General features: G+C 62.7%; 20 protein-coding genes and 1 pseudogene. 11 read left to right on the top strand and 10 right to left on the bottom strand.

Annotated features, from left to right (window positions below):
• The first annotated feature begins 207 nt into the window (after positions 1-207).
• From YU3_RS36970 to YU3_RS0120965, 4 genes are all read left to right on the top strand, one after another.
• Positions 208-1,122 carry a cytochrome c peroxidase gene (locus tag YU3_RS36970; protein ID WP_051334016.1) on the top strand — a complete coding sequence of 305 codons (915 nt, stop codon included), beginning with the start codon at positions 208-210 and terminating at the stop codon, positions 1,120-1,122.
• Positions 1,119-3,629, top strand: a complete 2,511-nt coding sequence (locus YU3_RS38715; protein ID WP_051334015.1) for a two-component system VirA-like sensor kinase — start codon at positions 1,119-1,121, stop codon at positions 3,627-3,629. Before YU3_RS36970 ends, YU3_RS38715 begins: the two co-directional genes overlap by 4 nt.
• A gap of 217 nt (positions 3,630-3,846) precedes the next feature.
• Positions 3,847-4,905, top strand: coding sequence for a methyltransferase (locus YU3_RS0120970; RefSeq protein ID WP_036259060.1), 1,059 nt, complete (start codon positions 3,847-3,849; stop codon positions 4,903-4,905).
• A 78-nt stretch (positions 4,906-4,983) separates the two neighbouring features.
• Complete coding sequence (locus tag YU3_RS0120965) at positions 4,984-5,856, top strand: class I SAM-dependent methyltransferase (protein WP_051334014.1); 873 nt, start codon at positions 4,984-4,986, stop codon at positions 5,854-5,856.
• A gap of 25 nt (positions 5,857-5,881) precedes the next feature.
• On the opposite strand, the gene YU3_RS0120960 is transcribed toward YU3_RS0120965, so the two are convergent.
• Together YU3_RS0120960 and YU3_RS0120955 are read right to left on the bottom strand one after the other, a co-directional pair.
• Positions 5,882-6,691: an endonuclease/exonuclease/phosphatase family protein gene (locus YU3_RS0120960; protein ID WP_027168089.1), complete on the bottom strand. Its 810-nt coding sequence runs from the start codon at positions 6,689-6,691 to the stop codon at positions 5,882-5,884.
• 24 nt (positions 6,692-6,715) lie between these two features.
• On the bottom strand, positions 6,716-8,170 hold the full coding sequence (locus YU3_RS0120955; RefSeq protein ID WP_027168088.1) for a phospholipase D-like domain-containing protein: 1,455 nt from the start codon (positions 8,168-8,170) through the stop codon (positions 6,716-6,718).
• Between the two features lie 391 nt (positions 8,171-8,561).
• Between YU3_RS0120955 and YU3_RS38710 the strand changes: the two genes are divergently transcribed.
• The 3 genes from YU3_RS38710 (at position 8,562) to YU3_RS38705 (ending at position 14,597) form a co-directional block, all read left to right on the top strand.
• A complete protein-coding gene (locus YU3_RS38710) occupies positions 8,562-12,461 on the top strand; it encodes a GAF domain-containing protein (protein ID WP_156913544.1) in 3,900 nt (1,299 codons plus the stop codon).
• Between the two features lie 299 nt (positions 12,462-12,760).
• Positions 12,761-13,051, top strand: coding sequence for an Hpt domain-containing protein (locus YU3_RS36955; protein ID WP_156913543.1), 291 nt, complete (start codon positions 12,761-12,763; stop codon positions 13,049-13,051).
• Positions 13,044-14,597 (top strand): response regulator, encoded by a 1,554-nt coding sequence (locus tag YU3_RS38705; RefSeq protein ID WP_051334011.1) that lies wholly within the window; start codon positions 13,044-13,046, stop codon positions 14,595-14,597. The genes YU3_RS36955 and YU3_RS38705 overlap by 8 nt, the downstream gene beginning before the upstream one ends.
• Before the next feature lie 109 nt (positions 14,598-14,706).
• On the opposite strand, the gene YU3_RS0120935 is transcribed toward YU3_RS38705, so the two are convergent.
• The 4 genes and pseudogenes from YU3_RS0120935 to YU3_RS0120920 form a co-directional block, all read right to left on the bottom strand.
• Complete coding sequence (locus YU3_RS0120935; RefSeq protein WP_245273576.1) at positions 14,707-15,321, bottom strand: class I SAM-dependent methyltransferase; 615 nt, start codon at positions 15,319-15,321, stop codon at positions 14,707-14,709.
• A gap of 225 nt (positions 15,322-15,546) precedes the next feature.
• A complete protein-coding gene (locus YU3_RS0120930; RefSeq protein WP_027168086.1) occupies positions 15,547-16,605 on the bottom strand; it encodes an aminopeptidase in 1,059 nt (352 codons plus the stop codon).
• Between the two features lie 130 nt (positions 16,606-16,735).
• Positions 16,736-16,957, bottom strand: a pseudogene (locus tag YU3_RS36945) (hypothetical protein); the annotation flags it as partial.
• A gap of 150 nt (positions 16,958-17,107) precedes the next feature.
• Positions 17,108-17,857 carry a DUF899 family protein gene (locus YU3_RS0120920; RefSeq protein ID WP_027168085.1) on the bottom strand — a complete coding sequence of 250 codons (750 nt, stop codon included), beginning with the start codon at positions 17,855-17,857 and terminating at the stop codon, positions 17,108-17,110.
• Between the two features lie 122 nt (positions 17,858-17,979).
• Here YU3_RS0120920 and YU3_RS0120915 point away from each other — a divergent pair, with 122 nt between their 5' ends.
• Both YU3_RS0120915 and YU3_RS0120910 read left to right on the top strand, forming a co-directional pair.
• A complete protein-coding gene (locus YU3_RS0120915) occupies positions 17,980-19,200 on the top strand; it encodes a hypothetical protein (protein ID WP_027168084.1) in 1,221 nt (406 codons plus the stop codon).
• An 84-nt stretch (positions 19,201-19,284) separates the two neighbouring features.
• Complete coding sequence (locus YU3_RS0120910; RefSeq protein ID WP_027168083.1) at positions 19,285-19,926, top strand: DUF5074 domain-containing protein; 642 nt, start codon at positions 19,285-19,287, stop codon at positions 19,924-19,926.
• A 27-nt stretch (positions 19,927-19,953) separates the two neighbouring features.
• On the opposite strand, the gene YU3_RS36940 is transcribed toward YU3_RS0120910, so the two are convergent.
• The 3 genes from YU3_RS36940 to YU3_RS0120895 all read right to left on the bottom strand — a co-directional run bounded on the left by YU3_RS36940 (position 19,954) and on the right by YU3_RS0120895 (position 23,140).
• A complete protein-coding gene (locus tag YU3_RS36940) occupies positions 19,954-21,042 on the bottom strand; it encodes an acyltransferase family protein (protein ID WP_036259057.1) in 1,089 nt (362 codons plus the stop codon).
• A 107-nt stretch (positions 21,043-21,149) separates the two neighbouring features.
• Entirely contained in the window at positions 21,150-22,412 is a 1,263-nt protein-coding gene (locus YU3_RS0120900; protein WP_027168082.1) for an MFS transporter, read from the bottom strand.
• Positions 22,409-23,140, bottom strand: a complete 732-nt coding sequence (locus YU3_RS0120895; protein WP_027168081.1) for an MBL fold metallo-hydrolase — start codon at positions 23,138-23,140, stop codon at positions 22,409-22,411. The genes YU3_RS0120900 and YU3_RS0120895 overlap by 4 nt, the downstream gene beginning before the upstream one ends.
• Positions 23,141-23,243: 103 nt before the next feature.
• Here YU3_RS0120895 and YU3_RS0120890 point away from each other — a divergent pair, with 103 nt between their 5' ends.
• Together YU3_RS0120890 and YU3_RS0120885 are read left to right on the top strand one after the other, a co-directional pair.
• Positions 23,244-23,909, top strand: coding sequence for a metalloregulator ArsR/SmtB family transcription factor (locus YU3_RS0120890; protein WP_027168080.1), 666 nt, complete (start codon positions 23,244-23,246; stop codon positions 23,907-23,909).
• A gap of 116 nt (positions 23,910-24,025) precedes the next feature.
• Entirely contained in the window at positions 24,026-24,748 is a 723-nt protein-coding gene (locus tag YU3_RS0120885; RefSeq protein WP_027168079.1) for a phytochelatin synthase family protein, read from the top strand.
• 112 nt (positions 24,749-24,860) lie between these two features.
• Here YU3_RS0120885 and YU3_RS0120880 read toward each other — a convergent pair whose 3' ends face one another.
• Entirely contained in the window at positions 24,861-25,445 is a 585-nt protein-coding gene (locus tag YU3_RS0120880; protein WP_027168078.1) for a TetR/AcrR family transcriptional regulator, read from the bottom strand.
• Between the last annotated feature and the right edge of the window lie 54 nt (positions 25,446-25,499).

The following is a 25,499-nucleotide window of genomic DNA, read 5'->3' as shown; positions in this document are numbered from 1 at the left end:
GAACCCATGGCCTCGACGTTGCTTTATTAAACGTCGATTTGCGGCGATCTGTTGGTAAGCGCCGGTGATCTTCCTGATCGAATACCGAAGGCTCGCTCGATGGCGCATGAGCAGACTGGTAAGTTCCGGGCAGGGCTTTTTGTTCCGCTTTGCCTGGCAGCGGCGGCACCTTTTGCCTTGATCGAGGCCGGTCGGCCAGCTCCCGAAATGGGTGAGCCGATCGCGCCGGTAACGGATGCCGGATCCGCCGACCAGGCCAGGATAGCGCTCGGCGAGCGGCTCTTCAACGATCCGCGGCTGTCGCATGGCGATACGGTCGCCTGCAGCTCCTGCCACAGGCTCGATCTCAGCGGCGACGACGGCCAGCCGCGTTCGGTGGCGGCGAGTGGCGAGCGTCTCGACTTCAACGCGCCGACCGTCTTCAATGCGGCGCTCGATTTCCGCCTCAACTGGCGCGGCAATTTCCGCAGCTTCGAAGAGCAGAACGAGGCGGCCCTGCTTGACAAAAGGCTGATGAACACGAGCTGGGACGAATTGCTCGCCAAGCTGCGCACGGATCCGGACTATTCGCAAAGCTTCGCCGGCGTCTACAGCGCCGCGCCAGGCCGCACGGGCGTGCTCGACGCGCTCGCCGCCTTTCAACGCTCGCTCGTCACGCCCGATGCCCCGTTCGACCGCTACCTCAAGGGCGAGCGCGACGCCATCACCCGCGACGAGGAGCAAGGCTATAGGCTGTTCAAGGCTTACGGCTGCATCGCTTGTCACCAGGGCGTCAATGTCGGCGGCAACCTGTTCCAGAAGTTCGGCATCTTCCAGGATCCGTTTGCCGGGCAGAAGACCGTCACCACGGCGGACCTCGGCCGCTTCGCCATCACCGGCGTCGAGGCCGATCGCCATGTGTTCCGCGTTCCGAGCCTGCGCAATGTCGCCGTGACGGCGCCGTATTTCCACGACGGTCGCACCGCCTCGCTTGGCGATGCGGTGCGGATCATGGCGCGCAACCAGCTCGGCCGGGAGCTCGACTGGCGCGATGTCAACCTGATTGTCCAATTCCTTGGCACGCTGACGGGCCGCTACCTCGGCAAGCCTTTGACCAGCGCCGCCGATCATCCGCAGCAATGAAGTCGCTTCCCATCCTGGCGCCGGTCGTCGCCTGCCTGCTCATCGTGCTCACCTATCTTCTGGTGCAGGGCGCGGCGCCCGATGCCGCGCGCCACGAGCGCACCCTCGACGCCCTCAGGACCGTCATTCTTTATAACGCCGCCCTCCAGCGCGACGTGCTGAGGGCGCGAACAGGCCTGCTGCGCGACTACGACCCGCTCGTCCGTTCGGTCGGCAGACTGGACGAGGCGACCGGCAGCCTTTCCATCGCCCGCGACGTCGCGGGCGGTGAGGCCCAGGCCGACATCGACCAGCGTGTCACCGGGGTCACGGCTGCGGTGCGCGAAGAGGAAGCACTTGTCGAGGCGTTCAAGTCGGACAATGCGCTGCTGCAGAATTCCCTGAACTATTTCAATTATATGAGCAGCCGGCTTGCGACCGAGGGCGGCGGTCTGCGGGCGGTCGAGATCGGAGTTCTCACGACCGCGATGTCGCGTTTCATCGGCGATCCCCAGCCTGAGGCGGCGAAGGCGGTGGCCGCCGCGCTCGACCGGCTGGAAAGACCCTCCGTCGACACCTCATCCGCAAGCGATATCGGCTCGCTTGTGTCGCACGCCCGGCTCATCGTCGCGCGGTTGCCGGCGGTCGACGATCTCGTCGCGCGTCTGCAGGCCGCCCCGACCAGCGAGCGGGCTCGCGCGCTGCAGGACGTCTATCTCCAGGCGCACGGACGAGTGTCGGCCAGAGCCTCGCTGTTCCAGGCGCTGCTTTATGCCGCCGCGCTGATCCTTGTGGGCTATGTGGCCTATCTGCTGGCGCGCCTGCGCCGCAACGCGCAGATCCTGCGCGAGCGGCTGGAGTTCGAGCGCCTGATCGCCTCGATCTCGTCCCAGTTCATCAACTTGCCGCGCGACCGCATCCGCACCGAAATCAGCGAGGGCCTTGCGCGCCTCGTGGCACAGGCCGGGCTCGACGGCGCGCAGATCGTCGTCAGCCGTGCGGGCGACACCGGCCCGTCTAGCGGCTACGTCTATCGTCGTCCGGGCATAGACATGCCGGCGCGTTCTGCCAACGACACGATCGAGCTCGCTTCGCGCTGGACGCTCACGGACCACGAGCGTCAAGGCTGCATCTCGGTCCCCCGTGTCGGCGAGCTTCCGGAGGGCCCGGAGAAGGCACGGCTCGAGGCCGACCGGCTTCGCTCCTGGCTGTGCATTCCGCTCTGGCATACTGGAGAGCGTCTGGGTTTCCTGGCTCTCGATGCCGTCACGCATGAAAGACATTGGGCCGACGACGACATCGCCCTCCTGCGCACCGCCGCCGAGATCTTCGCCAACGCCATCGCCCGCGAGCGGAGCGAACGCGAACGCGAGGCGCTGCAGGCCCGGCTCAACCAGTCGCAGCGGCTGGAGGCGATCGGAACGCTCGCCGGCGGCATAGCGCACGAGTTCAACAACATCCTTGGCGCCATTCTCGGCTATGGCGAGATGGCGCTGGCGGTGCTGCTCAAGGATTCGCGCGCGCGGCGCTATGTCCAGCAGATCATGAAGGCGGGCGGCCGGGCGCAGGATGTCACCGAGCAGATACTTGCCTTCGGCCGCCGCAGCGAGCGGCAGCACCACGCGCTGCGGGTGGAACCCGTGGTGGCGGAGGCGGTCGACCTGCTGCGCGCCTCGTCCCCCGCCACGCTTTCGGTAAGGACGCATCTTTCCGCCGACGACGCCGCAATGATGGGCGATCCGACCGAGCTTCAGCAGGTGGTCATGAATCTCGGTACGAACGCTGCGCAGGCGATGAACAATCGCGGCGTGTTGCGGATCGATCTCGACACGACCGCCCCTGTGGAGGCCAGGATGCTGTCACATGGCAATCTGCCTCCCGGCCGCTACATCCGCCTTGCCGTCAGGGATGGCGGCAGCGGCATGGATCAGGCGACGCTGGAGCGCATCTTCGAACCGTTCTTCACCACCAAGCCGGCGGGGCAGGGCACGGGGCTCGGGCTGTCGACGGCGCACGGCATCGTAGCGGCTCACGGCGGCGCGGTGGATGTGGAGAGCAAGGTCGGCGAGGGCACGACGTTCGAGATCTATTTTCCGCAGATCGAGCGCGCGCCGCAGGATGCGCAGAAGGATGAAGCCACCGACGTTCTGATCCAGTACGGCAATGGCGAGACGATCCTTGTCGTCGACGATGACAGACCGCTCATGCAGCTCGCTGAGGAAATGCTGGCCGCGCTCGGCTACGAGCCGGTCGGATTCGACCGGACCCCCGCTGCCCTCAGCGCATTCCGTACGGATCCGGAGCGCTTCGATCTCGTGCTGACCGATGAGGTGATGCCCGAGATGACGGGCATCGAGCTCTCCGGCCATTTACATCGCATCCGGCCGGACCTGCCGGTCGTGCTGATGACCGGTTACGGCCGGCCGCTGAGATCGCGTCAGCTGACGGCCGCCGGCATAAGCGAAGTCATCAAGAAGCCGCTGCTGTCGGCCGCCGTCGCGCAGTGCCTCGCCCGTCATCTGCACTGAATGCCGACGGTGGCCGGCCGATCGGCTGCCGTCCGCGTTACGATTGTAACCGGACTCTCGCCTCTTGAAATCAATCCGTAGCGGGCTTCCCCGACAGTCCCTGCCGTGACCTGGGCCGCGATCCGGGATCTTTCGATCCGGAAAGATCGCGGCCTATCAATCGGATGGAGCCACGTCCCGATTCAGTGGATCAGGTTCCGGAGCCAGGAGGACAGTCATGGACACACGCATCACCGAGGCGATCAAAGCGGCGGCAGGAGCGAAGGACGTCACAGAAGTGTCGCCCGAAGGCATCATGCAGCTGGGCCTCGGTTTCTGGGCATCGAAGACCTTGCTGAGCGCCGTCGAGCTCGGGCTTTTCACCGAGCTGGCCGCCGGACCCCTCGATTGCGAGACGCTGCGAAGCCGTCTCGGATTGCATGAGCGCGGCGCGCGCGACTTCTTCGACGCGCTGGTGGCGCTGCGCATGCTGGAGCGCGACGGCGGCGTCTACCGCAACACCATGGCGACCGACCGCTACCTCGACCGCAACAAAGCGACCTATGTCGGCGGCATGCTCGCCGGGGCAGGGCAGCGGCTCTACGCCAACTGGGGCTCGCTCACCGAGGCGCTGAGGACCGGCAAGCCGCAGAACGGCACCGAGGACGGCGAAGACCTCTTCGAGATGCTGTTTTCGGACCCGGAGAAAGTGGAGTTGTTCGCCAAGGCGATGACCGGCGGCAGCCTTCAGGCGGCGGAAGCGCTCGCCCGCCGCTTTCCTTGGGCGAACTATGACACTTTTATCGATATCGGTACGGCCGAAGGTAGGCTTCCGGTCGAGGTCGTGCGCCTCCATTCGCATCTCACCGGCGGCGGCTTCGACCTGCCGCCGATGCGGCCGGTGTTCGAGGCCTATGTCAAGCACCATGCGCTGGCGGACAGGCTGAGCTTCTATCCCGGCGACTTCCTCGCTGGGCCGCTGCCTTCCGCCGAAGTGCTGGTGATGGGGCACATCCTCCACGACTGGAACCTGGATGTGAAGCGCAAGCTGCTTGCCAAGGCTTGGGCGGCGCTGCCCAAGGGCGGCGCGCTCATCGTGTACGACCAGATCATCGACGACGAGCGGCGGGAGAATGCCGCAGGGCTGCTGATGAGCCTCAACATGCTGGTCAACACCAATGGCGGCTTCGACTACACCCGCGCCGAGGGCGTCGGCTGGGTCAAGCAAGCCGGCTTTACGGACGTCCGCTGCGAGCATCTCGCCGGCCCCACGTCGATCATCGTGGGGATCAAATGACAGGCATCCGCCAGTCGACGAAAGAACCCAATCGGCGAAAGACAACGAACAGACGCCTCAGCGAAAGAGGAGAGATTCATGGACAAGAGGCTTGCCAATTTCGGCGTGAGCACCGATGCGCCCGCGACCGATCCGCGCCCTTACGCGCTAGGCTATTCCACGCGCGAGCTGCAGCGGCTGGCGCTGCAGGGCGCGCTGATCCGCGACTTCACGCAGGACGTGCTGCGCCGTGCCGGAATTCAGCCGGGCATGCGCGTGCTCGACATCGGCTGCGGCGTGGGCGACGTGTCGCTGCTGGCCGGCGAGATGGTCGGTCCCCGCGGCATGGTGCTTGGCGTCGACCGTTCGCCGGAGGCCATAGACATAGCGGAGCGCCGCGCCACCGAGGCCGGGCAATGCTACTGGACCCGGTTCGCCGCGGAAGATCTCGACGCTTTCGCATGCGACGAAATCTTCGATGCCATGATCGGCCGGCTTGTTCTGATGTACCTGCCCGATCCTTCCGCGACACTCAGGCGGCTTGCCGGCCATGTCAGGCCTGGCGGCATCGTCGCCTTCCAGGAACTGGCCATGCCCCTTACGCGCAGCTTTCCCGAGGGACCGTTGTTCAGCCGATGCGTCGGCTGGATCTCCGACACCATCGAGCGCGCCGGTTTCGAGGTCGACATGGGCAGTAGGCTGCCGATGACCTTCGCTGCCGCCGGGCTCCCGGCGCCGCAGATGATTTCCGCCGGTCTCGCCGGCAGCGGACCGGCCTCGCCGCTCTACAACTATATCTCGGAAACCCTGCGCAGCCTGCTACCGGTGGCCGAGCGCCTGGGCATCGCGACGGCTGAAGAGATCGGGATCGACACCTTGGCCGAACGGCTGTGCCGTGAAGCGGTTGAGCAGCGGGCATGCGTGATGACGCCCCCCTTCGTCGGCGCATGGACGAATATACCGTCATGGTAGGCCGCGGCGAGCGTCGGGTGCTCGGCTAAAGATGCACGAAGGCCGTCAGCGGCAGGTGATCGGAGGCGACGCGCGACAGCGGCGTGTCATGCGCCTCCACCGCCGAGACCAAATCGTGCCGGTTGCCCATGATGCGGTCGAGCGCCAGCACCGGCAGGCCTGACGGGAAAGTGGGCACCGCCGGCGGCGTCGGGCCGAAGGTCGTGTGCAGCGTGTTCAGCGCCGAGCGGTTGCCGAGCCGCCATTCGTTGAGGTCGCCGAGCAGCAGCGTTGGCCTTTCGTCGGCGCTGCTCATGATGTCGTGCACGACGCGGGCCTGCTCGGAGCGCGAGCGGCGCAGTAGGCCGAGATGGGCGGCAATGACGCGCAGGCTCCGCTTCTCGTCGAAATCGATCTCGGCGACCAGCGCGCCGCGCGGCTCCAGTCCCGGCAGCTTGATCTGGTGGACATCGCGCACCGTGCCGCGCTTGAACAGAAGCACGTTGCCGCGCCAGCCATGGCCCTTGCCGTTTCCGCTGATCGGCACCGGCACCAGTCCCGTCTCCAGTTCCAGGCGGGCAAGGTCGAGCAGCCCCGCCTTGTCGCCGAAGCGGTTGTCGGCTTCCTGCAGCGCGATCACGTCGGGGCTGATTTCGCGGATGACGCGCGCCGTCCGTTCGGGATCGAACCTGCGGTCGGTGCCGATGCATTTGTGGACGTTGTAGGAGGCCACGACGATTTCGGCGCCGTCGACGCGCTTGCGCGGCGTTGCTTTCGCCTTGCGCGCGCTTCTGCCGCGGATCGTAAGCAGCACGGTCTCCGGCAGGCTGCGTCCTTTTATATCGTCTATCTCCATGGTCCCGATGCTCAATTTCCTGCTCTAAAGATAGGGCGATCCCAGCCACAGCACACGGTCGAAGACGCGGATTATGAATGGCCTTGCTTTCAGCGTCTGCAGCGTCACCGGCTTGGCGGTGGAGATGGCGGCGCCGATGCGCGCGTCGATCTCGGCCGCGAAGTTTTGATCCAGGACTTCCATGTCGATCTCGAAATTCAGCCTCAGCGAGCGGGAGTCCAGATTGGAAGAGCCGACATAGGCCCACACGCCGTCGATCGCCATCAGCTTCGAATGGTCGAACGAGCCTTCGTGGCGCCAGACGCGGCAATAATGCTTCAAAACCTGGTCGAACTGCGCCGTCATCGCATGATCGACGAGGAAAAGGTTGTTCACCGCCGGCACGACGATGTCGATTTCGACGCCGCGCCGGCCTGCCGTGGTCAGCGCGCTGATGAATTCGCGGTCCGGCAGGAAATAGGGCGACATGATGCGGATCGATTTGCGGGCCACTGAAAAGGCGCCCATCAGCAGCTTCAGGTTGGTTTCGTTCGAGGCGTCCGGCCCGGTCGCCACCGCGCGCACCAGCATCGGCTGCCCGGGCGGTGGTGCTGCCCGCTCGACCTGCCAGGGCGCGTCTTTAAGGGCCTCGTTGCCGGCAAAGCGCCAGTCCTCAGCGGCGACCGAGAACAGATCGGCCACCACCGGCCCGGTGACCTCGAAATGCGTGTCCCGCGAGTTTTCGGAGCCAGCGAATTCGGCTGAGAATCCCTTGCGGATGTTCATGCCTCCCGTGAACGCCACCGTGCCGTCGACGATCAGGATCTTCCTGTGCGTCCTGAGGTTCGCATAGGGAAGTCTCAGCCCCATGACGATGTTGCCGTTGAAGAGATCGACGGTGACGTCCGCTTCCCTGAGCTGCTTCAGGATGCTGGGCACCGAGTAGCGCACGCCGACGGCGTCGATCAGCACCCGCACGGTGACGCCGCGCTTGACGGCGTTGCCGAGCGACTGGACGAACAGCGCCCCGACAGCGTCACTGTCGAAAATATAGGTTTCCAGAAGCACGCTTCTTTGCGCAGCGTCGATCGCCCGGCACATCGCCGCATAGGCCTCGTCGCCGGTCTTGAGCACGGCGATGGTGTTGCCCGAGGTGAGCGGACGCCGCGCCACCCTGTCGCCGAGCGTCTTCAGCCCGGTGAAACGCTGGCCAAATTCCGTGCTGATCAAGGCTTCGAGCGCGACATCGCGGTCGTGCCTCGCCGCCTCGCTGGAGACGGGACGCATGGCGCTGATCGTCGCCCGGCGGATGCGGTTGATGCCGGCAATGGCGTAGATGATCGCGCCGAGGAAAGGCGAGAGCAGCATCACGCCCACCCAGCCGGTGGCCGCCCGCACGTCCTCCTTGGTCATGATGGCATGCACGATGCCCACCGCCGCCATCGCCAGCGAGAGGATCAGGATAAGCGTCGACCAGTGACTCGCAATCGCCTCGAACATCGCCCCGACTATTGTGCGGGCGAGGGCGGAAGGCAATGCAGTGGGTCAAAGCGATTGCCCTAAGGATACTGGAGATTTCCGGCCGGGACTGTGGCCGCTGTCTGAGCGGTGGCCAAGACAGCCCGACTGCCGGTTGTCGGCTTTTGATCAAAACTGGCATTAGAACGGCAGATTACGGCAAGCGGAACTTATCTTGGGGCGGAACCGGCGTTATTGGCGTGGCTCAACTGTTTGGCCGCAATGCCCAGTTGACGAGCATTGAGGCCAGCGACGCAAGGGCACTGTCAATCGAACGATTGGCGTGTAACAGTATCTGCTAATATCCGTTAGGCAGGTATGCAAGGCCTCCCCAAAACTCTCGGCGGGATGTCTGTTGAGGGAAGAGGTCGACATGTCAGGCTCAGTAGAAATGGACCTCGTCAGTCGTCTTGGAGCCGCCGACAGAAAAATTACCGAACTGGAAGTCGCGAAGGCCGCTGCCGCGGCTGAAATTGACCGACTTTCCGCCGAAAACAAGCGTCTGCTCCAAATCGCCGAGCAACGCGCAAAGGAACTCGCCATTCTCAACAGCGTCGGCGAGGCCATGGCGAAGGCGCTGAATGTCAAGACAGTGACCCGCATCGTCGGCGATAAGGTGCGCGAAATATTCGGCGCGGACATTACCGAGATCCTGTTGCGCGATGAGGCTTCCGACATGATCACGGTCCCGTATTCATTTTACCGTGAGTACCAGGACGTGGAGCCCTTCACTTTGGGCGCGGGACTTACCTCGAAGGTCATTCTCTCTGGAAAACCGCTGATTCTCGCGACGTTCGAGCAGTCCCTCGAGTTCGATGTGATCGCACTCACCGAAGCGGAGCGATCAGAATCATACATAGGCGTGCCGATCATCGCCGGAGGCAGAACTCTAGGCGTCGTCAGCGTACAGAGTTACCAAAAGAACGCGTTCAGCGAAGACCACGTGCGTCTTTTGCAAGCGCTCTCTTCAAGCATGGGTGTTGCCATCTCCAACGCTCGCCTTTTCGATGAGACACAGCGGCTGTTGAAAGTATCAGAGGATCGCGCAAAGGAGCTTGCAATTCTCAACAGCGTCGGCGAAGCAATGGCGAAGACGCTCAATGTGAAGACAGTGACCCGCATCGTCGGTGACAAGATCCGCGAAATATTCGGCACGGACGTTACCGAAATCCTGTTGCGCGATGAAGCATCCGACCTGATCACCGTGCCCTATGCGTTTTACAAGGACTATCAGAATCCCGAGCCATTCGCGATGGGCGAAGGGCTGACCTCCAAGGTCATATTGTCAGGTAAGCCGCTGGTTTTGGGTTCGAGCGAGCAACACATTGAGTTGGGCGCTCTCATGCCTACGGAGGAGGACAGGACCGAATCCTACCTTGCTGTGCCGATCATCGCCGGAGACAGAACTCTGGGCGTCGTCAGCGTGCAGAGCTACGAGAAGAACGTCTTTAATGAAGATCATGTGCGTCTGATGCAGGGACTCTCATCCGGCATGGGCGTTGCCATCGCCAACGCCCACCTCTTCGATGAGACCCAGCGACTGCTGAAAGTGACAGAGGATCGCGCAAAGGAACTCGCGATTCTCAACAGCGTCAGCGAAGCGATGACAAAGTCGCTGAATCTGGACACCGTTATTCGCCTCGTGGGCGACAAGGTGCGGGAAGCCTTCGGCACCGAGGTCAGTGAAATTCTATTACACGATAGCGAGTCCGGGCTGGTCCATGTCCCTTATGCATACTTCAGGGAGCATAGGTCCATTGACCCATTTCCAATGGGCATAGGAGTGGCGTCAAAGATCATCACAACAGGTAAGCCATTGGTTTTTGGCACTCTGGAGGATGGAAAAGAGCTGGGGGCTTACTTTCCAAACGAAGAGGATAGGACTGCGTCTTACATAGGCGTTCCAATCAACTCTGGTGAAAGAACACTGGGTGTTCTCAGTGTGCAGAGCTATCAGAAGCATGCTTTCGACGAAAACCACGTGCGCCTGCTGCAGACGGTCGCCTCCAACATGGGCGTTGCGGTCGCCAATGCACGCCTTTTTGACGAAACCCAGCGTCTGCTCAAGGTGACCGAAGCCCGCGCCGCAGAATTGGGGGCCATCAGCGCGGTCAGTCAGGCGCTCATCGCGGAATCGGAACTCGAAAGCACGATCCAGCTGATCGGCAACCAGATGCAGGAAATCTTCAACGCCGACATCGTTTATGTCGCCCTGCTCGACTCGGAAACCAAGCTGATCCATTTCCCCTATCAGTTTGGCGAATCCTTCACCACGCTCACTCTCGGCGAAGGGCTGACAAGCAAGATCATAGAGACCGGCCAGCCGCTGCTCATCAATCAGGACGTGGCGGAACGGGGCGCGCAGATCGGCGCCACGCCCGTCGGCAAGGATGCCTTGTCCTACCTTGGCGTTCCGATCAAGACGGTGCAAGGCACCGTGGGCGTGATCAGCGTGCAGAGCACCACGCGTGAGGGCATATTCACCGACGACTCGCTACGCTTGCTCGCCACGATCGCCGCCAACGCCGGTGCGGCCTTGCACAACGCGCAGCTATTCACCGAGCTCAAGCAACTGTCCCTGGCGCTGCAGCAGGCAAAGGAAGCGGCCGAGGCGGCAAATGAGGCGAAGAGTTCGTTTCTGGCGACCATGAGCCACGAAATCCGCACGCCAATGAACGGCGTGATCGGAATGAGCAACTTGCTGCTCGGCACAAACCTCGACTCTGAACAACGCGAGATTAGCGAGACGATCAGCCAGAGCGGAGAGGCACTGCTAACGATCATCAACGACATACTCGATTTTTCCAAAGTCGAGGCTGGCAAGCTGGAGCTCGATCCAAGGCCCTTCGAACTGCGGGAATGCCTTGAGAGCGCGATCGACCTGGTAGCCTCCAAGACCGCGGAGAAGGGGCTCGACCTAGCCTGCCTGGTGGAGCCCGGTACTCCTGACGGGATTGTCGCAGATAGCACCAGGCTGCGACAGATTTTGCTCAATTTCCTCAACAATGCTGTGAAATTCACTGAGCGGGGTGAAATTGTACTATCGGTGATGAAAGTTCTGCCCGCAGCTGAGGGCGCGGGAACAGCCCACAGCGGAAGCGAAGAGGGCTTGTCCACCCTGCAGTTTGCAGTACGCGATACCGGCATCGGTATTCCCGGGGACCGATTGGATCGCTTGTTCAAGTCTTTCAGCCAAGTCGATGCCTCGACGACGCGGCGCTATGGCGGAACCGGGCTAGGGTTGGCGATTAGCAAACGCCTGGCGGAACTGATGGGCGGGGAAGTATGGGTGGAAAGTGTCGAAGGGTCGGGTACGACGTTCTTCTTCACGATCCGCGCTGCCGTTGCGCCGGCTCCCAGGCAAGCGCAAATGTCCGTGGCCAAAGTTGAACTCGCAGGCAAGCGGTTGCTGATCGTTGACGACAACGCAACCAACCGGCGCATCCTGTCGCTGCAGGCCCAATCCTGGGCCATGGTTCCATACACAACCGAATCGCCCTTGGACGCATTGAGCAGGATTTCGAGCGGCGAAAATTATGACGCCGTCGTGCTCGACATGAACATGCCGGAGATGGACGGAATAGAGCTGGCCAAACGATTACGTGGGCTTGGTCAAACGGGTGACCTTCCCCTCATCTTGTTGAGTTCCCTCGTGCCTCTCGATGAGAGAAACAAGGCGGATATCGAGAGCATCAAATTTGCGGCCATGCTTCCTAAGCCGATTAAGCCCTCGCCACTCCTCAATGCTTTCATGTCGGTCTTTGCCGGGGCCCCCACGCGGCCCACCCGGACCGACCAGTCGAAGGGATCCGCCCTCGATAGTGCGATGGCGGAAAAATTTCCGCTTCGCATACTGCTTGTCGATGACAACAACACCAATAGAAAGCTCGGCTTCAAAGTACTGGAGCGCCTTGGTTACCGGCCGGACCTGGCAATCGACGGCCGCTCGGCAGTGTCCAAATACACGCAAGGCGGCCATGACGTCATTTTGATGGATATCGAAATGCCGGACATGGACGGTCTTGAGGCAACAAGATTGATCCGGGCGTCCGGTATCCAAGATGCGCGCCAGCCGTTTATCGTGGCCCTCACCGCCAACGCCATGGCCGGCGATAGGGAGAGGTATCTGTACGCTGGCATGGACGACTATCTCAGCAAGCCGCTGCGCGTCGAGGACCTCATCGCCTCGTTGCATAAGGCGGTGCTAGCTGGTGGGCGCAGACCCGCTGGCACTGCAAGGGATTTCGCGGTGCCCGGCATACTGGGGCCGTGAAGGGGCAAATTAGGGGCCTGGCGCGATAACCCTAGGCGCCGTGGCGGCATTGTTTTTCGAATTATGCGCTACCGCTAAATTAGAATAGCTGCGATATTCCGTCTTCTTGAGCGCATGGGGACATTGTTAATCTCGGAACGTGGTTCGATTTTCTATCTCACTTCAATAACAAACTGGAGAAGCTCGCGGTCTGGGCTGAGGAGCCTGGAGATAGCGGCACATTGGGGGTCGTTTTGGCTATCGAAAGAGGGGCGCTTGCAAAGCTTCGCGAGCTTGTAGGTGGGGGGGAATCTGACCTTGTGGAACTGGTGGAGTCCTTCCTCGAGGAAGGGCCTTCCATCATGCAGGACTTGCAGGTTTCCGCCGGGGCCTCGGACCTAGCTGCTACCCGCAGGGCCGCGCATTCTCTCAAGTCCAACGCCAGGGACATGGGGGCCAACGACCTCGCCGAAATCTGCGCTCGACTGGAGCGGCGCTGCGAAAGTGGGGAACCACCGGATTTGCTGCAGATCGATAACGCGCGGAATGCCTTCGATGTGGCCATCACGGAGCTTCGAGAGATCTTCGGTTTGGGAGGGCGTCGTGAGTAGCCAAGGCAAGATCCTTATTGTAGACGACTCCCGGACCATAAGGATCAAGCTCAAGAAGTCGGTCGAAGCGCTCGGACATCAGGCCGAGGCGGTTGAGAGTGGCCGCGAGGCGCTCGACCGTCTTGCGGGCGAAAGCTTCGATCTCATTCTTCTCGATATCATAATGCCGGTGATGGATGGCTTCGAGGTGCTCAAGAGCCTCAAGGCGTCGTCCAGGACTCGGGATGTGCCGGTCATCGTGATCTCTGCACTCGATGACGAGATGAGCAGCGTCGTCAAGGCGATTGAACTTGGCGCCGAGGACTTTCTGCCCAAGAACTTTGAACTCGCTCTTCTCAAGGCACGCGTTGCCACCTGCATAGAGAAGAAAAGACTCCGCGACGTTGAGACGGAATATCTGCGGCAGGTGGCCAAGCTGACCAAGGCGGCCGCCACCCTGGAAACCGGGCGGTTCAATCCTTCGAAGCTCGGCATCCGCGATGTGGCAAGCCGTACAGATGGTCTCGGCAAGCTCGCCACGGTGTTCGCGACAATGGCCCAGAAGGTCTACGAGCGCGAGCGAAAGATGCGGCAGAACATCCGCACGTTTCGTGGCGCTCTGCTGCTGCTCGCATGCGGTGGGTTATGGGGCGTTGTCGTGCCACTTTCCAAGATGGCATCGCTTGTCGAGGCCCATCCTGTCGGATTGGCAATCCTTATTGACATCATCGGAGCTGTGTTCTGCATCGGGATAAGCGTGAAGCGGAAGACAATGCCGAGCCTCAAGGATCTCACGCGAACGGATTGGAAGTTCATCCTTGGTTTTGCGTTTATCAGCTCCGTGATCAACCAAGTCCTGGTTTATTGGGTAGCAAGCAAGCTTCCAGCTTTTATCGTCTCCATTGTCATCGTGCTCGAGGGATTTGCCGTCTTCTTGTTCGCCGCCATGATGCGGACCGAAGCTCCGAACTTGAAGCGCTTTTTAGGGCTTGGATTGGGTCTCGTCGGCATCTTCATCATACTCCTCTACGGAGAGCCCGGGGAAATGGCCACCAGTTGGCTGTGGCTTGCAGTTGCTCTTGTAATCCCCGTCACTTACGCGACCGAAGATATTTACCTCTCGGAGTTCAAACCCGCCAGCATCGATAACGTCGCCCTGTTCGGCATCACGCTCGTTGTTTCGGTTTTGATGCTGATCCCACTTGCTACTTTTTATCAGGACTTCATACCGTTTGATTTATTGACCGGTCGGCTTGGCATCATCGTCGTGCTGATGGCTGCCGCCGGCAATTTGGCGATGCTGCTCTTTATTGTGTTGATCACCACCACGGGCGCCGTCTTCGCCAGCCAGAACGCCTATGCGGGGACGGCAGCCGGCATAGGCTGGAGCATGCTGTTGCTCGGAGAGTCGATACCAGCTCTGACCTGGGTCTCCCTGGCGCTGGTCGTTGTCGGCCTTCTGATGGTCGAGCCCAAGCAGGAGGCCGAGGAAGAACCGCCGCTGCTTGACGATTCGTTGGAAGAGTTCGTCCCGCGGCTAGACCTGGTCCCGTCCGCCACGGACTGAAAGATCGGCAAATGGTGGATCACGCCAACCCCGTCCACCTCGTAGTTGTCCAACATCAGCGTGCCGCCTCGGTTGCGGTATGATGTCAGGCCGATCGGTCCTAGCCGGCTTACAGTTTCCTGAAGAAGCCCGATAGAATATTCGGACCCGCTTCTCCGGGTCGGAGTCTGATCCCGTCCTCGAAGCAGTTCAGCGTCACGCATTGAAAGCCGCTGGCCGCGAGGAGCGCCACCAGCGAGTCGCGGTCGAAATGGTGCAGGTGCTCGTTGGGTAGGCGCATGCGCCACTGGCGAAACCAGCTGTCACCGTCGGCACCGAGCTCGCGCCAGCGGCAATAAGGGACGGCGATGGCCAGGTGGCGAGCCTGAAGGCGGGAGAGGAAACCGAGATCCGGGATGTGCTCGAGCACGTCGAACATGGCGACGAGATCCCATGAGCCGGCGAGCGCCTGATCCCAATCGACAAAGCGGATGCCCTTCGGCAGGGGAAATTCAGCGATATCGCAGCCGGCGCAGTCGGCGACCCCGGTAATCTTGGCGGCTTCGATGAACGTGCCCGTGCCGTATCCGATCTCCAGCACCGAGCGAGGGATCTCGCTGGTAATGCCCAGCACCCAGCCAAGCCGCTGATATCCGAGCTTGATGGTCCGGTCGCTCAGGTCCTCGTAGTAGGAAATGTATTTCTTGTCATATTTGATCGGTGTGAAGTCGATCTGGTGGATCACGCCAAACCCGTCCAACTCGTAATTGTCCAACATCAGCTTGCTGCCCCTGCATGCCGAATTCCTTACATGGCGGAGCTAAACACAACGTAACGAGACAACGGAGCGGTTCCGGTGTTCGGGAGCGACGGCGCCGCCGGACAGCCGGCCAAGCATCGATCGTCGACGTCGGCTTCCGAGCCGGTTAGCGACAGCACCGCGCAGTTGCTGGCTCTGCGCAAGTTCAGGTCAATTACACGTAGCCGCGGTCCTGAGCGCTTCAGCACGGGAAGGTGCGGGCAAATTCCCGATCTGTCGAACGGAAGCATAGAATCTTGGATAATCGCCGGAACACAAGTCGAACAAGCGAAGAAACGCCGGAACCTCTTCACCGTAGACGGCAGTCGCCGCGAGCTTCGCGTTGTTGATAGGGCTGTCGAACCAGGCGTCGTATCCGCGGTAGCCGGCCCAGCGCTTGTCGCGCATCTGCCGGTAGCGCCCCCGCAGCCTGCCGATGGCCGCTGCTTTGGCGGCCGCCATCTGCTCGGGGGTACGGGGACTTCCGTAGACCTGCCTCAATTCGTCCCGCGTTTTCGATATCAGTCCGAGAAAATCCGCCCTGCGCTTGCGGTCGATCTCGTAGCTGCGCAATCCGGCGCGATTGCCGGCGGCGCGGAGCCATTTCCTTGTACCGCTGGTTTCGACGGCAACCGCGAAAGCCTCGTTGAACGCAGAGTCGCCGTTCACATAGACTTTCTGATGCGCCAGCTCATGGAAGACAAGGCTTGCGAGATAGGTGTCGTTCTGACGGAGCATGGTGCTCAGCAGCGGGTCGCTGAACCAGCCCAGCGTGGAATATGCCGTGATACCTGTCACATAGACATCCAGCCCCTGTCGCTGCAGCTCAGCAGCATTTTCGAGCGCGTCTTTGCGAGAAAAATAACCCTTGTAGGGAACGCAGCCGAACACCGGAAAGCACCATGTTATCGGCGCGAGAGAGAATTGCGGCGCGGCAAAGACCGCCAGGGTCACATCGTTCCGACCGACGTCGACATAGCTGCGGTAGCTATTGTTATCGGGCAGCGCCAGTTCTTCCGTGGCAAAGCGGCGTATGGCGCTCGCCGACGTCAGCTTGGTGCGCAGCGCCTTGGGCGTCAAAGGATCACGGATCAGTTTTCCGACATTTTTGCGCGCCGCCATGATCTCGACATGACCCTCCAACGACTGCGCATAGTAGGAAATGCTGGTGCATCCGGTCACACCGAACGTGATGATCGCCGCGGCAAGCAATCGAAAAACGCGCTTCAAAGCCTGCCCACCGCTTGCTCATCCCCCATGGAGCAAATGTCTCCACTTGCTCCAATGTCTCAAACAGGCGCGCCTGTTTTCGTCAAGACCTGGAGGGCAGCGGGTCGGGCATTCGATTTCTCAGTTGTCGTCAGGCCATGCGGCGCTTGACGGAGATCTCACCCCGCCTCGCCACCAGCCGCAGCCAGGGCGCGAGATGAAACGCCGCCATCAACAGATACATCGGCGCCATGCCGCCGAGCATCGAGGCTCCAGCCCCGGACATGCACATCATGTCATGACCGCCATAAGCAGCCGTCAGCAGCGCCATAATGGCGAAGGTCGGCGCCGCAGCGAGGCAAAGCCAGTCGGCGAGGCCGAAGCCGCTCAGCCGAGGGGCGGGGTTTTCGATGCTCATGATATCCACCTTCTGAAGCGGTCTGGTTTTTCCGGCCCATAGGAACAAGGGCGAAGCAATCGGCTCCGGCGGCGCGCGGTTCGCGTCGCCGGAGCCGCATCACGCTCAGGCGCTCTTGTTGCGGAACGCCGCTTCGCCGGCATCCGACACCTCGACCCATCTCTGGTCGGGGGCGGCGCCTTCCTCATAGCTGTCGTGCCAATTCCACCACTTGTAGGTCTGGGTCTGCGGATAGCCCTCGGGCGAATCCTCCCACACCTCCTGGCGGCCGAGCGGGGTGATGTCGAGATAGCTCCACACGGTGCCAAACGCTTCGTCGCCGCGGTTGTTGACGAAATAGGTGCGGAAGATGCGCTTGCCGTCATGGATGAAGACGTTGTGGCCATGCCATTCGTCGACGCCGAAATCCTTATCCCAGCTGTCGGTGATGGTGTACCAGGGCATCTTCCAGTCCATCTGCTGCTTCAGCCGCTGGATGTCGGCCTGTGGCGCGCGCGAGGCATAGGCAAGCGTGGTGTCGCGGGCGTTGAGATGCGCGAGGTTGCCGACCTGGTCGGCGCCGAGCGAGCAGCCGCGGCAGGCATGTTCCGGCCAGCCAAAGACGCCCGGCTCGAAGAAGGCGCGGTAGACGACGAGCTGGCGGCGGCCTTCGAACAGATCGAGCAGGCTCACCTTGCCGTTCGGGCCTTCGAACACATAGTCCTTCTTGACTTCCATCCACGGCATGCGGCGGCGTTCGGCCGCAAGCGCGTCTCGGGCGCGGGTCAGGGTCTTTTCCTTCACCAGCATCTCTTCATAAGCGCCTTCCCATGCTTCCTGCGAAACGACCGGCGGTGTCTTCATGTGTTGGGTCATTGCTCTTGTCCCGTTCTTGGGTTTGGTTGGGGGGTGACACGGACAGACATAGGGCCGCACAGTGCGATGGTGAGAGTTACAAGTGTGACGCGATTTGCTGCGGCGGGCCTTGAGGCGATGGCATGGACTCGCTGATCAACGCCGCCGGCCGCGCGCTTGCCGCTGGTGATCCGCTCGGCGCCCTGAAGCGCGTTGCGCTGCGCGATGACGCGCCGGCGTTGGCGCTTCGCGGCATCGCGATGGCGCAGCTCGGCGATTTCGCCAAGGCAAAGTCGCTGCTGAAGGACGCCGCCCGCGCCTTCAGCCCGAGGGAAGCGGTGGCGCGTGCACGCTGCGTCGTCGCCGAGGCCGAGATCGCGCTGGTCTCGCGCGACCTTGGCTGGCCGGAGAAGGCCTTGCGGTCCGCGCGCGCTACGCTTGCCGCACATGGCGACCGGCTGAATGCCGCCTATGCCGGCAGCCTCGAGGCGCGCCGCCTGATCCTGATCGGCCGCCTCGACGAGGCCGAGCGCCTGCTTTCGGACTTCGATCCGGCGCCGTTGCCGCCGGTCGCCCGCGTCGCGCATGAATTGGCCGCCGCCGGCATCGCGGTTCGGCGCCTCAGGACAAAGGCGGCGCGCTCGGCATTCGGCCGGGCATCGCTCGCCGCTTACGAAGCCAACATCCCGGCATTGAGGGCGGAAGTCGAAGCGGCGTCGCTGGTCCTGAACACGCCGGTCGGCCGACTGATCGCGCGGGGTTCGGAAAAGCAGCTGCTGCTTGACGAGGTCGAAGCGCTGCTGGCCTCGGGCGCGCTGGTCGTCGATGCCTGCCGCAATGTCGTGCGCGAAGCCGACGTGGTCGTTTCGCTGGCGACCCGGCCCGTGCTGTTTACGCTGGCGCGCACGCTTGCCGAGGCGTGGCCGGCGGATGCATCGCGCGAGGTGCTGCTGAAGCGCGCCTTCCGGGCGAAGCATGTCGACGAGTCGCACCGTGCGCGGCTCAGGGTCGAAATGGGACGCTTGCGCGCCGAACTCGCCGCGTTCGCCGAGATCAATGCGACGGCCGCCGGTTTCGCGCTCACGCCGCTGAGCGCCGCCGAGGTCGTCGTGCTCGCGCCGCCGGTCGAGGACGAGCATGGCGCCGTGCTCGCCTTCCTGACCGACGGCGAGGTCTGGTCTAGCTCGGCGCTGGCGATCGCCCTTGGCGCCAGCGCGCGCACTGTCCAGCGCGCACTGGAGCAGCTCTCGGCGCAGGACAAGGTGCAGGCGGTCGGCCGCGGCCGGGCGCGCCGCTGGATGATGCCGCCGGTAACCGGATTCCCGACTGTCTTGTTACTCCCGGGCCCGCTGCCGAGCGATTAAGCATGTCTCCCGAAAGTGGCCTCCGGTTTCGGGAAAGAGACATGCGCGGAACCTGAGACATTGTTCAGATCGATGGAGACAATAATGAAACGAGCAGCCGCCGAAATCCTGCGTGAATACGGACCCTTTCCCGGCGCCGAACGCGTCAACGGTGTCACCTATGACGGTAAGAATGTCTGGTTCGCGAGCGACGACAAGCTGAACGCTCTCGATCCCGAAAGCGGCGCGATCGTGCAGTCGATCGATGTAGCCGCGCATGCCGGCACAGCCTTCGACGGCGAGCACCTCTACCAGATCGGAGAGGACCGCATCCACAAGGTCGACCCGAAGACCGGCAAGGTCGTCGCCACCATTCCAGCCCCTGGCAATGGCGGTGACTCTGGGCTTGCCTGGGCCGAAGGTTCGCTCTGGGTCGGCGAATACAGGGCCCACAAGATCCATCAGATCGATCCTGAGACCGGCAAGGTGATCCGCACCATCGAATCGAAGCGCGTCGTCACCGGCGTCACCTGGGTCGATGGCGAGCTCTGGCATGCCACTTGGGAAGGGGAGGAAGGCGATCTGCTGCGCATTGATCCCGAGACGGGCGACGTGCTCCAGGAGGTGGCGATGCCCTCTGGCGTGTCGGGACTGGAATCCGATGGTGGCGGCTGCTTCTTCTGCGGTGGCGGCAGCAGCGGTAAGATCAAGGCCGTGCGCCGCCCCGGATACGATTCCGGCAAGTGACCAATGGCCGGATACGAGGCGGCCTGATCAGGCCGCCTCGCGCACCGGCCGCGTCATAGGCTTGTTAGAGGCCTTCGCGGCGTTCGGCCCGTCGACATGCGCCCAGGCCGGCCGCTCGAACAGGAACGCGCCGAAGCCGATGCGCTTGATGATGAAGTAGAGCACCACCGGGCTGATGACCGAGACGAGCAATACCGCGAGGCTCAGCATGCCGGTGTCGGTCAGAAGGCCACTCGCAAGTGCCGCACCGCGGAACAGCGACATCGGGATGGTGAAGGCGACATAGACGACCAGTGAATGTTCGCCCAGCCAGCGCAGCCATTCCATCGAGGCGAATTTCGACAGGAAACCGCCGGCGGCGCACAGCGCCACCGCACCGGCAACGGCAAGCGCAAGATGCAGCGGCGGCCATGCCGCCAGGCCCATCTGCATGCCGACAGGCTGCATGGCGTAACCCGGCGAGTAGACGAGCAGGCCGTCGACGAGTGCCCAGGCGAGCAGGCCCGCAACGGCGATCGCCGGCCGGGCTTGCGTCCATTCCACCAGCCGGAATATTAGCGGCGCCAGGACGAAGCCGAGATAGAAGAACACGAAATAGGCCGCGAACTGCTCGAGGGCGTAGCTGTCCGGCTTTGGCGCCCACATCTGCAGCGCCGCAGCGAGCGGGATGACGATCCAGTGCGGCACGCGAAGGTCGCGCAGCACGCGTATGACGACCCCGAACACCGCCAGCATGTAGATGAACCACAGGACGCCGTAGGGCTGGACAACAGCCATTGCGAGGTCATGCAGCATGCCGGCGGGATCGCGGCTGAAGATGCCGATCTTAAGTCCGATCGAGATGATGGCCCACAGCACGTAGAAATAGAGATAGTGGACGACGCGGCGGTCGACATAGCGCCGCCACGGCCGGTCGATCACCTGCGACAGGAACAGGCCCGAGATCAGGAAGAATTCCGGCATGCGGAACGGTGTCGCGAAACCGATGACATAATGCAGGAAGCCGACGCCGCCGGTGTACTCGCCGGTGTTGTAGGCCGAATACATCATCACCACCAGGATGATGGAAAGGCCTTTGGCCGTGTCCACCCACGGCATGCGGTTCGGGTTGCTCATGTGCGATCTCGAGGAAAATTCAACTGCCGCGATTGTAGCGGACCGGCGGATGCCCCGCAGCAACAAGCTTACGATATCGTAAACGGAAACCTTGTTCGGCGCCGGTGTTAACCATCGCCCGGCGCCGAAACCGGGGCGGCGGCACGCGTCTCCCGCATCGCCACGGCGACGATCGCGCCCGACAGGAAGGTCAGCACGGCAACGGCCGTGATCGCCGCGGAGAAGCCGAAGAAGTCGGCGATCAGGCCGGCGGACAACGCCCCGATCGCATAGCCGAGGTCGCGCCAGAAGCGGTAGACGCTGAGCGAGCGTGCCCGCCAGGACGGATGCGATGCATCCGACACCGCCGCGATCAGGCTCGGATAGACCATCGCCGTGCCGAGGCCGAGGAGCAGGCTCGCCACCAGCCACCAGCCGAAATCGCGCGTCATCGCGGTAGTGAGAAGCCCCGCCGCCTGCACCCACATGCCGGCGACGATCAGCCCCTTGCGGCCCAGCCGATCGCTTAACGGCCCGGTCGCGACCTGGCAGATGCCCCACACCGCCGGGTAAACCGCCTTGAGGATGCCGATGCGCTCGATGCCGAGCCCATTGGCAACGAAAAAGAGCGGGAACAGCCCCCAGCTCATGCCGTCGTTCAGGTTGTTCACCAGGCCGGCTTGCGATGCGGCGAAAAGGTTGCGGTCGCCGAACGAGGTCAGCATGAATATCTCGCGGAAGGAGAGCGGCGAAGCCTGTTTTGCATGGTTTGAAAGCTCCAGCCGCACATGCGAGCGCGTGTCGCGCACAAGCAGGATCGACAGCGCGGCACCGACGACTGCATAGCCGACGCCGAGATAGATCGGCACCGGACGCAGCCCGTAGCGGCTCGCCAGATAGCCGGTGAGGAAAGCGGTGACGCCGACGGCGAGGTAGCCGGCGAACTCGTTGAGGCCGACGGCCAGCCCTCGCGATTTCGGCCCGACGAGGTCGACCTTCATGATTACCGTCATCGACCAGGCAAGCCCCTGGTTGATGCCGAGCAGCGCGTTGGCCGCGACGATCCAGCCCCAGCTCGGCGCCCAGATGATGATGAATGGCACCGGCAGGCCGAACAGCCAGCCGAGGATGAGCACCCGCTTGCGGCCCCATATGTCGGCGAGCTGCCCGGAGACGAGATTGGCGCAGGCCTTGACCACGCCGAAGCTGACGATGAAGGAGACGACCAGCGTGGTCGAGGCGACGCCGAATTCCTCCGCGCCGATCAGCGGCACCACGGTCCGCTCGATGCCGACCATGCCGCCGACGAAAGCGTTGATCAGCACCAGCAGCGCGAACTGCTTCCAGTTGGCCTTGAGGCCGAGCGCGACGGCAGGCGCCGCTGTGCTCAAGGTTTCGCCCCGGCGTTGACAGCCCGGGTCCGGGCCGCATCAGGTGGCGGGGGAGGAATATCGGCAGTCATGGCGGCGATGAACTGGTCCTCGTCATCGATGCGGAATGCCTTGTTGAAGCGACGTTCGAAGCCGATGGTCGATGTCGGCTTGCCGCTCAGCGAGCGCCCGCAGACCGAGCCCGAATAGGCGCCGGGCAGCACCTCGATATGGTCGGGCAATTCCTTCAGCCGGCGCACGCTGGCATAGAGCGAGCGCGCCCCGTCCTCGGCGCTTGATGCAAGCTCGGTACGGCCGAGATCGCCGACCATCAGCGTGTGTCCGGTGAGCACGAACCACGGTTCGGCCGACCGTGTCCGGTCGGTGACCAAAAGGCTCAGATGCTCCGGCGTGTGGCCCGGCGTGTGCATGACCGTCGCCGTCACATTGCCGAGCTCCAGCACCTCGCCGTCCTTCGCGCGCCGGAACGGGAAGCCAGCTTCGGCGCCTTCGAACAGCACGTAGTCGGCGCCGGTCGCCTCTGCGAGCGTTCGCCCCGCCGAGATATGGTCGGCATGGATATGCGTGTCGACGACATAGAGGATGCGCATGCCCGTGGCATCCGCCGCAGCGATATAAGGCGCGATGTCGCCGACAGGATCGACGACCGCCGCGGACGCCTTGCCGCCGCAGCCGAACAGATAGGAAGCGGCGACGGGGTCGGTGTGCAGGAACTGCCTGAGAATCATTGCTTCCTCCGAATGGGCAACCGCGCGAGCCGCCCAGCTTGACAGCAGGTCGAAACTATCATTCAATAATTCTGTTGAATGACGATGCGTCGCTGAAAGGCCAATGTCAATCCGCAATCCGAAGCAGGCACTCTACGAACAGTTCGCGATCGTCGCCAAGGCGCTCGGCCATCCGCTGCGCCTTGAGATGATCGAGCACCTGGCGCAAGGCGCGCGCAGCGTCGAGGCTCTCGCCGCCAAGCTCGGCCAACCGGTCGCCAATATCTCGCAGCATTTGCAGGCGCTGCGCCGCGCCGGCATCGTCTCGGCCGAACGAGACGGCAAGTTCGTGCACTACGCTCTCGTGGATGAGAGCGTGCTCTCCGCTTTTGCGTCGGTGCGGACCGTCGCCGAGCGTCACCTTGCCGAGGTCGACCGCATCGTGCGCGGCTATTTCGACGCGCGCGACGACATGCGGCCGGTTACGCGCGACGAGCTCCGGAAACTGATGCGCGATGGAGTGGTGACGCTGATCGACGTCCGTCCGGCGGACGAGTTCGCGCTCGGCCATGTGCCGGGCGCGATCAATGTCCCGCTAGGTGAAGTCAGGGCCTGGTCAGCTGGTGCCGCTACCCGTCGCGAAGTCGTCGCCTACTGCCGCGGCCCGTGGTGCGTGATGTCCTTCGAGGCAGTGGCCGCGCTGCGCTCGCTCGGCCATTCGGCGCGCCGCCTCGAGGACGGCATGCCGGAATGGAAAGCCGCCGGCCTGCCGGTGGAGACGACCGCCTGATATTGTGGCTGGCCAATTGGCCCCGCCTGGCGGGCGCGCCGGCAGATCGACGTGCGTTGGGTTGCGAATGCTGATAGCATCCCTCGATGCTTTTCTTGACCGGGCGGAGGGTCACCATGTCTGCGCGTTTCTATTCGCTCTTGCTAGCATTTCTATTGATTGCACCCAGCGCGTTCTCGGAGACGCTGAAGCTTCCGGACAATCTGACGGGATTCAGTTCTCCTTCCGGGGAGAGCTTTCTTGCCGAGAGCACGGCGAAGGAAGCCTATTTTCCTCTCGCGAGCAACTTTCTCACACAAAAGACGCAAGCCTATTGCGGCGTGGCTAGCATCGTCATGGTGCTGAACGCGCTCAACGTTCCGGCGCCCGCGGTGCCCGAATACGAACCCTATAGAACGTTCACACAGGAGAATGTCCTGAACGAGCGCACGGAGGCCATTCTTCCTCGCCAGGTCCTGGACGAGCAGGGAATGACGCTCGACCAGATCGGGGCCATTGTTTCCACGCAGCCGATCAAGGCCGAGGTCCGCCATGCGTCGGACGCCAGTCCTGAGCAGTTTCGGACCCAGGCCAGTTCCTTCCTTTCCAAGGCCGGACACTTCGTCATCGTCAACTATCTGCGCAAGGCAATGGGCCAGGAGAAGGGCGGGCATATATCCCCGCTCGCCGCTTACGACGAGAAAGCGGACAGGTTCCTGATCCTCGATGTCGCTCGCTACAAATATCCGCCAGTGTGGGTGAAAACGGCCGACCTGTTCGCAGCGATGAACACGGTCGACAGCGACAACGAGAACAAAACCCGCGGATACGTGCTGATATCGTCCCTTTCGGGACAGTAGTTCGAACCGTCCGTTTTCGCGATGAAAGGGGCGAGAAGCGGACGGATGCGCCCGCCTCGATGCGGGCTGCTTCATGCCCAAGCCAGACTTATGACTGGCCCGGCTCCCCACCTCAAGGCGCCGGTGCTTCCTGAAGCGGCTGGATCAAGCTCCGCGCCGCATCTTTGCCCGCCGCGAGTATGCGATCCGACAGCGCCGTGCCTTCCACGGCTCGCGCCATTTGAAGCGTGCCGATGAGCGTCGCAAAGATAGCCAGCGCCGCGCGTTCCGGGTCCTTGCTCTGCGGAAGCGCATCGGCCAACTCGCGCACCAAGACCAGCAAGCGGTCGGTATAGACTTCGCGCGTTTCAGGCGGCTGACGCGTAATCTCCGGCAGCAGCGCGGCGGAGGCACAGCCCTTTCCCGGATTGTCTCGGTGCTCGGCCGACAGATACGCCTCCATGGCCATTTCCGGGCCACCGGCGGCCAACGCTTCCCGTATTTGTTGCGCCTGAAGCTCCATCGCCGCCGCCACGCTTTCGCGCACAAGTTCCGCCTTGGATTGGAAGTGCGGATAGAAGGCACCGTTGGTCAGGCCGGCGTCGCTCATGATGGTCGCCAGTCCGGAGGCCGCGATCCCGTCACCGCGAAACCGGTCGGCGGCGGCCTCCATGATCCGGCCGCGTGAGGCGTCCTTTCGGCCCTTTTCATAGCGCATGGCTGCGTTTCCTTTCTGCTATTGCATTATGAGCGTAATCTGATATTATGAGTG

It is taken from the genome of Mesorhizobium sp. WSM3224, from assembly GCF_000427725.1.
Lineage (GTDB): Bacteria > Pseudomonadota > Alphaproteobacteria > Rhizobiales > Rhizobiaceae > Mesorhizobium.
Note: the sequence above shows the minus strand (reverse complement) of the source record. Positions and strands in the feature narration are given on the sequence as shown.

What these genes read in the sequence shown, in the direction of transcription:
- YU3_RS36970 (WP_051334016.1), top strand. Translation starts at nt 208, where the DNA reads ATGGGTGAGCCGATCGCGCCGGTAACGGATGCCGGATCCGCCGACCAG.
- YU3_RS38715 (WP_051334015.1), top strand. Translation starts at nt 1,119, where the DNA reads ATGAAGTCGCTTCCCATCCTGGCGCCGGTCGTCGCCTGCCTGCTCATC.
- YU3_RS0120970 (WP_036259060.1), top strand. Translation starts at nt 3,847, where the DNA reads ATGGACACACGCATCACCGAGGCGATCAAAGCGGCGGCAGGAGCGAAG.
- YU3_RS0120965 (WP_051334014.1), top strand. Translation starts at nt 4,984, where the DNA reads ATGGACAAGAGGCTTGCCAATTTCGGCGTGAGCACCGATGCGCCCGCG.
- YU3_RS0120960 (WP_027168089.1), bottom strand. Translation starts at nt 6,691, where the DNA reads ATGGAGATAGACGATATAAAAGGACGCAGCCTGCCGGAGACCGTGCTG.
- YU3_RS0120955 (WP_027168088.1), bottom strand. Translation starts at nt 8,170, where the DNA reads ATGTTCGAGGCGATTGCGAGTCACTGGTCGACGCTTATCCTGATCCTC.
- YU3_RS38710 (WP_156913544.1), top strand. Translation starts at nt 8,562, where the DNA reads ATGTCAGGCTCAGTAGAAATGGACCTCGTCAGTCGTCTTGGAGCCGCC.
- YU3_RS0120920 (WP_027168085.1), bottom strand. Translation starts at nt 17,857, where the DNA reads ATGACCCAACACATGAAGACACCGCCGGTCGTTTCGCAGGAAGCATGG.
- YU3_RS0120915 (WP_027168084.1), top strand. Translation starts at nt 17,980, where the DNA reads ATGGACTCGCTGATCAACGCCGCCGGCCGCGCGCTTGCCGCTGGTGAT.
- YU3_RS0120910 (WP_027168083.1), top strand. Translation starts at nt 19,285, where the DNA reads ATGAAACGAGCAGCCGCCGAAATCCTGCGTGAATACGGACCCTTTCCC.
- YU3_RS36940 (WP_036259057.1), bottom strand. Translation starts at nt 21,042, where the DNA reads ATGAGCAACCCGAACCGCATGCCGTGGGTGGACACGGCCAAAGGCCTT.
- YU3_RS0120895 (WP_027168081.1), bottom strand. Translation starts at nt 23,140, where the DNA reads ATGATTCTCAGGCAGTTCCTGCACACCGACCCCGTCGCCGCTTCCTAT.
- YU3_RS0120890 (WP_027168080.1), top strand. Translation starts at nt 23,244, where the DNA reads ATGTCAATCCGCAATCCGAAGCAGGCACTCTACGAACAGTTCGCGATC.
- YU3_RS0120885 (WP_027168079.1), top strand. Translation starts at nt 24,026, where the DNA reads ATGTCTGCGCGTTTCTATTCGCTCTTGCTAGCATTTCTATTGATTGCA.
- YU3_RS0120880 (WP_027168078.1), bottom strand. Translation starts at nt 25,445, where the DNA reads ATGCGCTATGAAAAGGGCCGAAAGGACGCCTCACGCGGCCGGATCATG.